Genomic DNA, 13,003 nt, shown 5'->3' on the forward strand with positions numbered 1-13,003 from the left:
GCGCCATTGGACAGGTCGTCAGGCCTTGGTGAAGACCGCAACGTCCTGGCCATGCGGCAAGAGTGCATGACTTTCAGGTGGTAGCAAGGGGCGGGCCAGCGCGATAAGCATGGACTGGCAGCATTTACCGGGGATGGCCGGCGGCTTGCCTGAAAAAATGGCTGAGGACTGCTTATTTCGGCAGCAAAACCGCGTGACTTCAACGCGTTACCTCGGCAAAGTCGGCGCTACAGGTGAGGGACTTAAGGCATGAGCGAGATCGTCACGGCGGGCATTCTGGTCATTGGGGACGAAATCCTGTCCGGCCGGACCAAGGACAAGAATATCGGCTTCATTGCCGAATACCTGACCAATATCGGCATCGACCTGAAGGAAGTCCGGGTCGTCTCCGACGACGAGGACGACATCATCGCCGCATTGAATGCACTGCGGCATCGCTACACCTATGTCTTCACCACCGGCGGGATCGGGCCGACCCATGACGACATCACCGCCGACAGCGTCGCCAAGGCGTTCGGCGTCGGCATCGACCATCACCCGGAGGTGGTCGCCCGTTTCCGCGAGCGCTGGAGCGAGCAGGATCTCAACGAGGCCCGCCTGCGCATGGCCCGCATCCCCGACGGCGCCGAGCTGATCCAGAGCGCGACCATCCTCGCGCCCGGCTTCAAGATCGGCAATGTCATTGTCATGGCGGGCGTCCCCTCGATCATGCAGGCGATGATGGACATCGTCTCGCCCAAGCTGAAATCGGGCGTGCGCATGCTCTCCGAATCGGTCCGCGCCAATGCGCGGGAAGGTGACATCGGCAGCCCGCTGCGGGCGATCGCCGCCGCTCATCCCGACACCATCATCGGCAGCTATCCCTTCATGGACGAGGACTCGAAGCCGAACACCAATCTGGTGGTGCGTTCGCGGGATGCGGATAAGCTCGCCGCAGCCATGGCCGCGGTGAAGGAAATGCTGGCAGGATTGAACATCACCCGGTAGCAGAAAGGCCGCCGGACGACGATTTGCAGGAGAGGATGATGGGCGGTGAAGCACCGGAACTGAGCGCGCAGGAGCGGGCAGGCAAGGCCTTTCCGGTCTCGTGGGACCAGTTTCACCGGGACTGCCGGGCGCTGACCTGGCGGCTCAACGAGGTCGGTCCGTTCCACGCGGTGATCGCGATCACCCGCGGCGGCCTGGTGCCGGCCGCGATCGTGGCCCGCGAGCTCGGCGTGCGCGTGATCGACACGGTCTGCATCGCCAGCTACGACCACAACAAGCAGGGCGAGCTTCAGGTCCTCAAGGGCATCTCGGAAGCTGCGATGAAACTCGGCGGCGGCACCGGCAAGGGGCTCCTGATCGTCGACGACCTCGTCGACACCGGCAAGACCGGCAAGCTGGTGCGCGAGATGCTGCCCGATGCGCATTTCGCCACGGTCTACGCCAAGCCGAAGGGGCGCCCGCTGGTCGACACCTACATCACGGAGGTGTCGCAGGACACCTGGATCTTCTTCCCCTGGGACACCGCGCTGTCCTATCACCCGCCGCTCCGCGACGGAGCGGCGTGAGGGACGGAGACATTCCGGGGCGATGCAAGGCATCGAACTATGGTGCGCAATTGCGCACCAGGGAATCCCGAGATTCCGGGTTCGGTCCTGCGGACCGCCCCGGAATGACGTCAGTTTAACGGGCGCGCACCCATGCCCCTGCAAAATCGCGTCACGCCGACCGGCGAGATCATCGCCACCCCGCATCGCGGAATGTTCACCGGCAATCGCGGCATCATCCACGATCCCGCGACGAAGACGCTCCTGAAGAAGCGCTGGTCGTCGCCGGCCTGGATTACTTGCCTCTGCGAATTCCGCGGCTGGCGGCGCCCGGTGATGGCGCGCCGGAGCTGGACCGAGCTGTTCTTCCTCGACGAAGCCACCTCGTTTGCCGCGGGCCATCGGCCGTGTTTCTTCTGTCGCCGCGACGATGCCAGGCGCTTTCGCAGAGCGTGGGAAGCGGGGAATGCTGCAAGCGACGTCAGCGCGAAGGCGATCGACGCCGCGCTGCATCGCGAGCGCCTTGATCGCGGCAGGAAGCAGCTGCACGCGCTGCCGATGTCGCTGGCAGAATTGCCCGACGGCGCGATGGTGCAGCAGGGCGAGGAGAGCTTTCTGGTGGCGCGGGGCAGGGCGCTGTTGTGGTCGCCGGCAGGCTATGCGGCAGTTAACCGCGAGCTCGCCGAAGCCAAGCTGCTGACGCCGCCTTCTACGCTGCGCGCAATCGTCGCCGGCTATCGGCCTGCGTTGCATCCGACAGCGCGCAGCTAGCGCAGCGGCTTACCGTCATCATCCCAGCTTCTCGCGCGCCATTGCGGCACCTGCGCCGAGCGCCATCAGCTTGGCTTCGGCGATCTCGCGCCGCATCGGCGCCATGCCGCAATTGGTGGTGGCGATGATGTTGCTCTTGGGCACGAATTTCGACACCGCGTCGATCACCTTCACGACGTCCTCGGCGGTCTCCACCGTGTCGCTGGCGACGTCGATCACGCCGGCCTGCACGATCTTGGTCTTGAGCAGCGCCAGCAGGTCGAGCGGCACCTTGGAATTGCGGCACTCGATCGCGACCTGCTGGATCGGGCTCGCGTCGATCGCGGGGAAGATCTGCTCGTACTGCCGCCACTGTGCGCCGAGCGTCTCCTTCCAGTCGGTGTTGGCCTTGATGCCGTAGCCGTAGCAGATGTGCACGGCGGTGGCGCAGGTCAGCCCCTGCGCGGCGCGCTCCAGCGCCTTGATGCCCCAGTCGTTGACCTCGTCCATGTAGACGTTGAAGGCAGGCTCGTCGAACTGTACGAGATCGACGCCGTCGGCCTGGAGTGCCTTGGCTTCCTCGTTGAGCAGCTCGGCGAACGCAAAGGCCATCTTGACGCGGTCGCCATAGTAGCGATCGGCAATCGTATCGATGATGGTCATCGGGCCGGGCAGGGTGAATTTCAGCTTCTTCTTCGTGTGCGTGCGCGCCACGCGCGCCTCAAAGGCATGGACGCGGCCCTTGAGCCGGAGCGGCGCGACCACCTGCGGCACCATCGCCTTGTAGCGGTCCTTGCGGATGCCCATCTCGACCTTGTGGGCGAAATCGATGCCGTCGATCTTCTCCAGGAAACCGTGCACGAAATGCTGGCGGGCCTGCTCGCCCTCGGTGACGATGTCGATGCCGGCGTCCTCCTGGATCTTCAGCCAGATCAGTGTCGCGTCCCGCTTGGCGCGGAGCAGCTCATCGCCTTGCGACTTCCAGGGCGCCCAGAGCATGTTGGGCTCGGCGAGCCATTCGGGCTTCGGCAAGGAGCCGGCGATCGTGGTTGGAAACAGCATGGCGGCTCTCCCGGCAGGTTATGTTGCGCCTCTTCCTGCCATGTCTTAACGTCGAGGTACAGAACAACAAAAGTCGCTCTCTATTCCAGCGGCGACGACAGGGAAGGCGATGATCGATCTCTATTATGCGCCGACGCCGAACGGCTGGAAAATCTCGATCATGCTGGAGGAACTCGGGCTCCCCTATCGCGTGAAGCCCGTCAACATCCGCGCGGGCGAGCAGTTCAACCCCGAGTTTCTCGCGATCAGTCCGAACAACCGTATTCCCGCGATCGTCGATCGCGAACCCGCCGATGGCGGCGCACCTTTCTCGGCCTTCGAGACCGGCGCGATCCTAATCTATCTGGCAGAGAAGACCGGCCGTTTCCTGGCCGGAGATTTGCGCGGCCGCTCCACCACCATCCAGTGGGTGATGTGGCAGATGGCGGGGCTCGGGCCCATGCTCGGCCAGCACGGCCACTTCGCGCTCTATGCGGCCGAGAAGGTCCCTTACGCGATCGAGCGCTACCGCGACGAGGCGGCGCGGCTCTACGGCGTGCTGGACCGGCAGTTGGCCAAGACCGGCGCCTATGTCGCCGGCGACTATTCCATCGCCGACATCGCCTGCTTCCCCTGGACCATGACCCACAAGGCGCAGGGCTTTACGTTAGAGGACTATCCGAACGTGAAGCGGTGGTACGCCGAGGTCCGTGCCAGGCCGCCGGTGCAGGCGGGGCTCGCGATCGGCAAGTTCGTGAAAGAGCCGTTCGACGAGGAATCACGCAAGATCATGTTCGGCCAGCGTGCGAAGGAAGTGTTGGGAAAGAAGTAGGCTGCACCCGTCATTCCGGGGCGGCGCGAAGCGCCGAGCTAAGGTGCGCAATTGCGCACCTGAGAATCCATCGGGCCGCAATAAAACTGGTGGAATGGATTCCGGGTTCGCGCCCAAGAGGGCGCGCCCCGGAATGACAAGAGCAAAGGAAACGCCATGATCGAATTCTTCTTCGACTGTTCCAGCCCCTGGACCTATCTCGCCTTTCACAACATCCAGCCGCTGGCCAAGGAGCTCGGCGCGGAGATCGCCTGGCGGCCGATCCTGGTCGGCGGCATCTTCAACACGGTCAACCCGAGCGTCTACGCGCAGCGGGAGAAGCCGGTGCCGCTGAAGGCGCGCTACATGAAGAAGGATCTCCAGGATTGGGCGCGCTCGGCCGGCCTGTCGATCAAGATGCCGCCGACGGTGTTTCCGGTGAACAGCGTCAAGGCGATGCGCGGCTGCATCTGGCTGGGTCGGGACATGGTGCCGTTCGCGACCGCCGTGTTCGAAACCTATTGGAGCGGCGACAAGGACATCTCGCAGGACACGGTGCTCGCCGAGATCTGCAGGACGGTTGGCATCGATGAGCAGAAATTCTTTGCAGGCATTTCGGAGCAGGGGATCAAGGACCAGCTCAAGGCCAACACCGAAGAGGTCGTCGCGCGCGGCGGCTTCGGCTCGCCGACGATCTTCGTCGATAAGACCGACATGTATTTCGGCAATGACCGCCTGCCGCTGATCCGCGAGGCGCTCAAGCGCCGCAGGGCGAGCGCGGCCTGATGGTGCGCGCTGTCGTCTGCCGCGAGTTCGGCGCGCCCGAAAGCTTGCTGCTGGAAGAGTTTCCCTCGCGTGCCCTGAAGCCGGGCGAGGTGCGCGTCGCGATCCGCGCCGCCGGGCTGAATTTTCCCGACGTGCTGATGGCGGCCGGGGAATATCAGCTCAAGCCGGAGCTGCCCTTCACGCCCGGCATGGAAGCGGCAGGCGATGTGACCGAGGTCGGCGTGGAGGCGAGGGGCGTTGCCGTCGGCGACAAGGTGATCGTGAAGATGCGCCACGGTACTTTCACCGATGAAGCGGTCGTCGCGCCGTCGCAGCTCACGCCGATGCCGTCCACCTTCGATTACGCGGAGGCTGCGACCTATCTCGCCGGCCACGGCACCGCCTATCACGCGCTGATCGACCGCGGCAGGGTCGAGCCGGGCGAGGTGCTGCTCGTGCATGGCGCCGGCGGCGGCGTCGGCCTTGCCGCCGTCGAAATCGGCAAGATGCTGGGCGCGACCGTGATCGCGACCGCCTCCAGCGACGAGAAGCTTGCCATTGCGAAATCGCGCGGCGCCGATCATCTCGTGCGTTACGATCGCGAGCCGTTTCGCGATGCGGTCAAGCGCATCACCGACGGCCGCGGCGCCGACGTCGTGTTCGATCCGGTCGGCGGCGAGGTGTTCGAGAGCTCGATGCGCTGCATCGCCTGGGGCGCGCGGCTGCTGGTGATCGGCTTCACCGGCGGCATCGGCTCGGCCAAGACCAATCTCTTGCTGATCAAGGGCGCCAGTGTGCTCGGCGTGCGCGCCGGAGAGGCCGTGCGGAAAAATCCCGCGCTCGGCGAGGTGCGCCTGAAGGCGCTGCTTCAGTGGGCGGAGGAAGGCAAGCTGCGCCCCAACGTCTCGCACCGCCTGCCGCTTGGGGATTACGCGAAGGCGATGCGGTTGCTGATCGACCGCAAGGCGATCGGTCGCGTGGCGCTGGTGATGGAGTGATCTCCATCACCGTCATTCCGGGTTCTCGCTTCGCGAGCCCCGGAATGGCCGTGAACTATTTGTACTCCCGCTCCGTCCACCACGGAAAATAGTCCGGCATGTCGCTCGACACCTTGTTCTTGAACTGCGCCGGACGCTTCTCCAGGAACGACACCACACCCTCCTTGACGTCGTCCGAGCGGCCGCGGGCGTAGATGCCACGGCTGTCGACCTTGTGGGCTTCCATCGGATCGTCCGCACCCATCATGCGCCACATCATCTGCCGGATCAGCGCCACCGATACCGGCGCGGTTTTCGCCGCGAATTCCTTGGCGAGCGCGCGGGCGGTCGGCAAGAGATCATCCGGCGGCACCACCTTGCTGACGAGACGCCCAGCAAGCGCTTCCTGCGCCGGGAAGACGCGGCCCGAATAGCACCATTCCAGCGCCTGCGAGATGCCGACGATGCGCGGCAGGAACCAGCTCGAGGCGGCCTCGGGCACGATGCCGCGCTGGGAGAACACGAAGCCGAAGCGGGCGGCGTCGGAGGCAATGCGGATGTCCATCGCGAGCTGCATGGTGACGCCGATGCCGACGGCAGGGCCGTTCACCGCGGCGATCACGGGCTTGAGGCATTTGAAAATACGCAAGGTCACCTGGCCGCCGCCGTCGCGCACCTGCGGATCGCTGTAATCGACCTTGCCGTCGGCGAGGCGCTTGACGGGACCGCGCCGCGCGTCGCGATCAAACGTGTCGGCGCCGGAAGAGAGGTCCGCGCCTGCGCAGAAACCACGGCCGGAGCCGGTGACGATGATGGCGCGGACGTTGTCGTCCTTGTCCGCGGCATCGAACGCGTCGATCAGCTCTGCTTGCATCTGCGCGTTGAAGGCGTTGAGCTTGTCGGGCCGGTACAGCGTGATGGTGAGGATCTGCTCGGCGACCTCGTATTTGATCGTCTCATACGCCATGGGTTATTTCCTTCCTTTGTTTCTTATTCTCTCTGTAGCACGTCATTCCGGGGCGCGCCTCTTGGCGCGAGCCCGGAATCCATACTCACGATGGTGGTTATGGATTCCGGGCTCGTCGCTTCGCGACGCCCCGGAATGACGGAGGATATTCAGCGTGCCGGCGGCTTCGGCCAGGGCCGCTGCGGGCCGCGCAAGCCCTCGAAGGCCTTGGCCATGCCGAGCACGCCGATGTCGTCGAAGCGGCGGCCGACGATCAGCACGCCGATGGGAAAGCCGTTGGCGTCGAAACCGCCGTTGAGGGAGACCGCAGGGTTCTCCGACATATTCCACGGCACGGTATAGGCGATGTGCTCGAACGGCCTCATGGGATCGTTGGTCGGCGACGCCCAGTCGGCCGGATAGTTCACGTTCGGCGCGGTCGGCGAAATCACGTAGTCGAGCTCGCAGAACAGCTTCGACGCCGCGGCGCGGATCGCCATGGTCTGGTTGAAGCCGCGGATGACATCCACACCCGAGAGCTTTGCGCCGGATGCGCCCCATTTGAAGATGTAGGGCAGCACCTTTGCCTGCTCGGCCGGCGTCAGCTTGGACAGATCGTCCCACATCCGCGCGCGCCAGAAATTGTCGAGGCCGTCGAGCATCTCGCGGGTCAAAATGCCGTCGACCTCGGTGACGACGCTGCCTGCGGATTCGAACGCCTTTGCGGCTTTCACGGCAACGTCACGGACCGGCCGTTCTGCCGGCAGCCCGACGCCGGCATCGAGCATCAGGCCGATCCGCAATTTGCGCGGAGACTTCTCCGGTCCTTTCCAGTTGAGGGGTTCGGCGGGCAGGCTCATGCCGTCGCGCCGGTCGGGCTTTGCGATCGCGCTCATCATCAGCGCGCAATCGTCGACGGTGCGGGTCATGGGGCCGGCGACGCGGCCGACATAGGTGGGGTCGATCGGTACGCGGCCGAAGCTCGGCTTCAATCCGACGAGGCCGCACCAGCCCGCGGGCAGGCGCACCGAGCCGCCGATATCGGTGCCGAGATGCAGGGGGCCGTAGCCGGCCGCCGCGGCGGCGCCCGCACCGGCACTGGAGCCGCCGGGATTCTTGGAGAGGTCCCAGGGGTTGCGCGCGAGCGCGTGGAAGCTGGAGAGCCCCGAGGACAGCATGCCGTAATCGGGCATGGTGGTCTTGGCGAAGATGATCGCGCCGGCCTCGCGCAGCCGCGCGGCGGGCGGGGCGTCCTTCTCGGCCGGCACGAGCTTGACGCTGGCCGCCCCCAGCGGCACCGGCACGCCCTTGGTCGCGATGTTGTCCTTTACCGTGACAGGCACGCCGTCGAGCGGGCCGGACGGCTCGCCGCCGGTCCAGCGCGCGGTCGAGGCCTTTGCGGCCTCGCGCGCGCCGTCGGGGTCGAACGCATAGAGTGCCCTGAGGTGCGGCTCCCACGCGGCGACGTGCGTGAGCACGTCCTCCAGCACCTCGCTCGGCGAGAATTGCTTGGCGCGATAGCCCGCGATCAGATCGACCGCGGAGAGATCGTGCAGCGAGGTGACCGCCTCTTCGACACTCTTTTTATGCATTGCTAAACGACCGGCATGCGCGTTTCGATGATGCGGGCGAACATGCTGGCGCCGATCGGCAGGATCTTGTCGTCGAGCACAAAACCGGGATTGTGCACCGGCACCGAGCCGTCATGGCCGACCCAGAAATAGGCGCCGGGAATGGTCTCCAGCATGTCGGCAAAATCCTCGCTGCCCATCTTCGGCTGGGTGCGGGTGATCACCTTGGCGGGGTCGACGACGGTGCGCGCCACCTCCTCGACCACCTTGGACTGCTCGACCTGGTTGACCAGCACGTTGAAGGTGTCGCGGATGTCGACGTCGATCGCGCACTGATACGCGGCCGCGATGCCGGCGCAGATGGTGCGGATGCGTTCGCTGACCAGGGTGCGGACTTCTTTCGAGAAGGTGCGGATGGTGCCGCAAAGATGCGCGTCGCCGGGAATGACGTTGTAGGCGGAGCCCGCATGGATCTGGGTGATCGACACCACCGCAGCCTGCAGCGGCTCGACGTTGCGGCTGACGATGGTCTGGATCGCCTGCGCCAGCGTGGTCGCGATGATCACCGCGTCCTTGGAGCGTTCGGGCATTGCGCCATGCGCGCCATAGCCGGTGATGCGGAGGTCGAAGAAGTCGGCGCTGGCCATCGCCGGACCGGGCAGGATCGCGATCTCGCCGTGGTTGAGGTCGGGCGCGTTGTGCAGGCCGTAGAGCTCGTCGCACGGAAACTTCTCGAACAGCCCGTCCTTGATCATCGCGCGGGCGCCGCCGAGGCCTTCCTCGGCCGGCTGGAAGATCAGGTGCACGGTGCCGTCGAAGTTCCTGGTCTCGGCGAGATAGCGCGCGGTGCCGAGCAGCATGGTGGTGTGGCCGTCATGGCCGCAGCCGTGGAAGCGGCCGGGGATTTTCGAGCTCCATTTCAGATTGGTGTTCTCTTCCATCGGCAGCGCGTCCATGTCGGCGCGCAGGCCGATGCGCTTGCCGCTCGACCCCTTGCCCTTGATGACGCCGATCACGCCGGTGCCGCCGAGGCCGCGATGCACCTCGATGCCCCAGCCCTTCAGCTTGTCCGCGACGATGCCGGAAGTGCGCACTTCCTCGAAGCCGATCTCGGGATGGGCGTGGAGGTCGCGCCTGATAGCGGTGAGTTCGTCGGCATAGCCGTCGATGCGGTCGATCGTGGGCATGTGTTCTGTCCGGTTAGCGTGAAGGAGGATTGAAAACGGGGCCGTTCGGCTTGATGCGAATGCCCGGGCGCAGCTTCGTCCAGGGCAGGGAGGCGGTATCGGCCGGCATCGCGCCGGGGGCGGCGCAGATCATCAGCTGTTCCGCGATCGGCTCAAAATCGGCGCGGAAGTGCACCGAGCTCTTGTTGACCAGGATCTTCTGTTCGGTCGGCTCGATGCCGACATAGCGGTACATCGCCTGATCGGCGAGCTGCGCCTTGTGCGAGGAGACGACGACACGAACGTCGCCGATGCGCAGGGCCGCGGAAGGACCCATCTCCATCTCGCGGCCGCCGTAATAGGGGCCTGGCGCGATGAAGCGGCCGTCGGACAATTTTTCGACGACGAAGGTCTCGCGATAGGGCTCGTCGCCTGGAATGCCGGACTTGCCGCCGAGCGACAGCGTCACCGTGGCGCCGACACCGGCCGCATGGGCGGCCTTGGCCGATTCCGGATCGTAGATCGCGCCGGTCGCGGCGCTGGCCTTGTTGCGCACCAGCGCGCGCAGCATGCCGGTGGTGTCGGAATCGCCGCCGGCGCCGGGATTGTCCTGGGTGTCGGCGATGATGATCGGCTTGCTGGCGCCCTTCGCGAGTTCCATCGCATGGCGCACGCCGTCGTCGGGCGACCAGATCTTGCCGTCGAAATCGTCCTCGTGGCTTTCGATCAGCTTGACGATCGCATCCGCGGCGCGATCGGCGTCGGCTTGCGTCTTGCCATAGGCGAACACGCTCGGCCCGCAATCGCGGAAGTCGGCGGCGGGGAAGCCCGGCGCGAAGGACAGCGTCGGAACCCCGTCGCTCTCGAGCGCGGCGAGCTTCTCGTAGATGCCCTTGGTCGGCTGGTCGTTGGTGCACTGCCAGCTGATCGGGATCAGGAACGGCAGTTGCCGGAAGGCTTTCGCAAAGCGCTGCTTGGTCTTCAACAGCAGCGCGAGATGTCGCGCCGAGGCGCGGCCCGTCTCGGCCATGTCGACATGCGGATAGGTGCGGTAGGCGATCAGCGCGTCGGCATGCCCGATCATCGCGGGCGTGACGTTGGCGTGAAGATCGAGGCTTGTGACGAGCGGAACATCCTCGCCGATGACGCGGCGTACCCGTGCCAGGATTTCGCCTTCGCCGTCGTCGAGATGCTCCGTCACCATCGCGCCGTGCAGGTCGAGATAGACGGCGTCGATCGGGCCCGCGGCCGCGATGCCGTCAACCATCACCCTCACGATGCGCTCGAACGCATCCTTGGTGACATGTGCGGAGGGGCTCGCGCCGCAGGCGATGGTCGGAATGAGTTCCCAGCCGTTGGCTTCGGCGCTGTCGACGAAACCGGCGAGTCCGACATTGATGCGGCGCATCACCTTCAGCACGTCGGCACCTTCAGTCATCGCCGGCCAGCCGCCGCCATGCTGGAAGTCCGCAAACGTCGCCTTCGTCGGAGCGAAGGTGTTGGTCTCGTGCAGGAAGCCGCCGACCGCGATACGTGTCATCAATTCAAGTCCAGGCGATTGAAAGTGCGCGCGTTAGCCTTCGACGTTAGCCTTGCCCTTGCGGCGAGAGCAAGGTGAGAAGCAATCGCGCCGTGCATAGGGTCAGATCGTTTTGGGAATGCTGCTCCGCAGTCATTCCGGGGCGCGCAACGTGCGCGAGCCCGGAATCCATCATGCGACAGAGTCTGCGGCCTGATGGATTCCGGGCTCATCGCCTCGCGATGCCCCGGAATGACGAGGAGAGAGTGGAGTTACGCCGTCGCCACCAAGCCCTCCGACACCGGCCGGAAGTTCGCAAAGTCCCAACCGCGGCCGGGGGCTGCCTCCAGCAGGGCCCTGGTGTAGGCCTCCTTCGGATGCGTCAGCACTTCGGCGGCGGGGCCCTGTTCGACAACGCGGCCGTGCTGCATCACCACGACCTCGTCGCAGATTTGCGCTGCGACTCGGAGATCGTGGGTGATGAACAGGATCGCGATGCCGAGCCGCTTCTGGATCTCGTCGAGCAGTTCCAGCACCTGGGCCTGCACCGAGACGTCGAGCGCGGAGACCGCTTCGTCCGCGACCAGCACGTCCGGATCGAGCGCGAGCGCACGCGCAATCGCGATGCGCTGGCGCTGGCCGCCGGAGAACTGGTGCGGATAGCGTGACACCGCATCGGCCGGCAGGCCGACCAGCTCGAGCAGCTCGCGGGCGCGCTTCATCGCGTCGGCATGCGAGACGCCGTAATTGATCGGGCCTTCCGCGATGCTCTCGCCCACCGTGATGCGCGGGTTGAGCGAACGGTAGGGATCCTGGAACACGATCTGGATCTTCTGCCGGTGCGGCTGGAGCAGGCGACGCGAGATGTCGGAGATCTCGCGACCGGACAGGCGCACGCCGCCGGAGGTCGGGTCGATCAGGCGCACGATGCAGCGTGCCACCGTGGACTTGCCCGAGCCGCTCTCGCCGACGATGCCGAGCGTACGGCCCTTGCGCAGCGTCAGCGTCACCTTGTCGGCGGCGACGACCTCGCGGCCTTTGCCGAAGAAGGCGCGCTCCTTATAGACCTTGCTGAGGTCGTTGGCCTCCAGCACCACCGGTTCCTTGGTCTCGGGCCGCGCCGCGCGCGGCACGAGGCTCGGCACCGCCGAGAGCAGGTTGCGGGTGTATTCCATGGTTGGATTGCGCAGCACGGCGTCGAGCGGACCGGTTTCGACGAGGCGACCCTGCCGCATCACGGCGACACGGTCGGCGATTTCCGCCACCACGCCCATGTCGTGGGTGATGAACAGCACGGCCGTGCCGTGATCGCGCTGGAGGTCACGGATCAGGGTCAGGATCTGTTTCTGCGTGGTGACGTCGAGTGCGGTGGTCGGCTCGTCGGCAATGAGCAGCTTCGGCTCGAGCACCAGCGCCATCGCGATCATGATGCGCTGGCGCTGGCCGCCGGAGAGGCGGTGCGGGTAGGAGGCGAAGATGCGCTCGACCTGGGGCAGGCGCACCTGCTCCATCATGTCGAGGATGCGCTTCTTCCGTGCCCTGGCATCGAGATTGGTGTGCGCGCGCAGCACTTCGTCGATCTGCCGGCCGACCGGCACGACCGGATTGAGCGCGGTCATTGGCTCCTGGAAGATCATCGCCATCTGCGTCGCGCGGAGCTGGCGCAGCCGGCGGTCGGTCGCGGTGAGCAGCTCTTCGCCGACCAGCTTGACGCTGCCGGCGGTGGGCACCAGCGTGCCCTTCGGCAGCAGGCCCATCGTGGTCAGCGAGGTCACCGACTTGCCCGAGCCGCTTTCGCCGACGAGACACAGCGTCTCGCGTTCGCGCACCTGGATCGAGATGCCGTCGATGATGTTCGCCGCCTTCGGCTTCTTGCCGACGGAAACGACGAGGTTGTTGATGTCGAGAACAGGGTTGGTCATGCC

At 65.6% G+C, this 13,003-nt stretch carries 12 protein-coding genes; 6 read left to right on the forward strand and 6 right to left on the reverse strand.

The features are described from left to right. The first annotated feature begins 249 nt into the window (after nt 1–249). The 3 genes from EI171_RS19330 to EI171_RS19340 all read left to right on the forward strand — a co-directional run bounded on the left by EI171_RS19330 (nt 250) and on the right by EI171_RS19340 (nt 2,303). A complete protein-coding gene (locus EI171_RS19330) occupies nt 250–987 on the forward strand; it encodes a molybdopterin-binding protein (RefSeq protein ID WP_011088357.1) in 738 nt (245 codons plus the stop codon). A gap of 38 nt (nt 988–1,025) precedes the next feature. After that, entirely contained in the window at nt 1,026–1,553 is a 528-nt protein-coding gene (gene gpt, locus EI171_RS19335; RefSeq protein WP_028175425.1) for a xanthine phosphoribosyltransferase, read from the forward strand. 132 nt (nt 1,554–1,685) lie between these two features. Then, on the forward strand, nt 1,686–2,303 hold the full coding sequence (locus tag EI171_RS19340; RefSeq protein ID WP_011088355.1) for a hypothetical protein: 618 nt from the start codon (nt 1,686–1,688) through the stop codon (nt 2,301–2,303). Nucleotides 2,304–2,321: 18 nt separating this feature from the next. Here EI171_RS19340 and EI171_RS19345 read toward each other — a convergent pair whose 3' ends face one another. Further along, nucleotides 2,322–3,344: a methionine synthase gene (locus EI171_RS19345; RefSeq protein WP_011088354.1), complete on the reverse strand. Its 1,023-nt coding sequence runs from the start codon at nt 3,342–3,344 to the stop codon at nt 2,322–2,324. 109 nt (nt 3,345–3,453) lie between these two features. On the opposite strand from EI171_RS19345, the gene EI171_RS19350 reads away from it, so the two are divergent. The 3 genes from EI171_RS19350 to EI171_RS19360 all read left to right on the forward strand — a co-directional run bounded on the left by EI171_RS19350 (nt 3,454) and on the right by EI171_RS19360 (nt 5,897). Beyond that, complete coding sequence (locus EI171_RS19350) at nt 3,454–4,155, forward strand: glutathione S-transferase N-terminal domain-containing protein (protein ID WP_161534406.1); 702 nt, start codon at nt 3,454–3,456, stop codon at nt 4,153–4,155. A gap of 156 nt (nt 4,156–4,311) precedes the next feature. Next, a complete protein-coding gene (locus EI171_RS19355) occupies nt 4,312–4,920 on the forward strand; it encodes a 2-hydroxychromene-2-carboxylate isomerase (protein WP_161534407.1) in 609 nt (202 codons plus the stop codon). Further along, nucleotides 4,920–5,897: an NADPH:quinone oxidoreductase family protein gene (locus tag EI171_RS19360; protein WP_161534408.1), complete on the forward strand. Its 978-nt coding sequence runs from the start codon at nt 4,920–4,922 to the stop codon at nt 5,895–5,897. Before EI171_RS19355 ends, EI171_RS19360 begins: the two co-directional genes overlap by 1 nt. 55 nt (nt 5,898–5,952) lie before the next feature. Here EI171_RS19360 and EI171_RS19365 read toward each other — a convergent pair whose 3' ends face one another. The 5 genes from EI171_RS19365 to EI171_RS19385 form a co-directional block, all read right to left on the reverse strand. Further along, the gene (locus EI171_RS19365) at nt 5,953–6,843 is read right to left on the reverse strand and encodes a crotonase/enoyl-CoA hydratase family protein (protein WP_161534409.1); all 891 of its coding nucleotides are present in this window, start codon (nt 6,841–6,843) and stop codon (nt 5,953–5,955) included. Between the two features lie 149 nt (nt 6,844–6,992). Beyond that, nucleotides 6,993–8,414 carry an amidase gene (locus EI171_RS19370; RefSeq protein WP_161534410.1) on the reverse strand — a complete coding sequence of 474 codons (1,422 nt, stop codon included), beginning with the start codon at nt 8,412–8,414 and terminating at the stop codon, nt 6,993–6,995. Between the two features lie 2 nt (nt 8,415–8,416). Then, on the reverse strand, nt 8,417–9,580 hold the full coding sequence (locus EI171_RS19375) for a M20 aminoacylase family protein (RefSeq protein WP_011088348.1): 1,164 nt from the start codon (nt 9,578–9,580) through the stop codon (nt 8,417–8,419). A gap of 13 nt (nt 9,581–9,593) precedes the next feature. Beyond that, nucleotides 9,594–11,099 carry a M81 family metallopeptidase gene (locus tag EI171_RS19380; RefSeq protein WP_161534411.1) on the reverse strand — a complete coding sequence of 502 codons (1,506 nt, stop codon included), beginning with the start codon at nt 11,097–11,099 and terminating at the stop codon, nt 9,594–9,596. Nucleotides 11,100–11,350: 251 nt separating this feature from the next. Continuing rightward, nucleotides 11,351–13,000: an ABC transporter ATP-binding protein gene (locus EI171_RS19385; RefSeq protein WP_161534412.1), complete on the reverse strand. Its 1,650-nt coding sequence runs from the start codon at nt 12,998–13,000 to the stop codon at nt 11,351–11,353. Between the last annotated feature and the right edge of the window lie 3 nt (nt 13,001–13,003).

Origin of the sequence: Bradyrhizobium sp. LCT2, assembly GCF_009931255.1 — a bacterium.
GTDB classification, from domain to species: Bacteria; Pseudomonadota; Alphaproteobacteria; order Rhizobiales; family Xanthobacteraceae; genus Bradyrhizobium; species Bradyrhizobium diazoefficiens.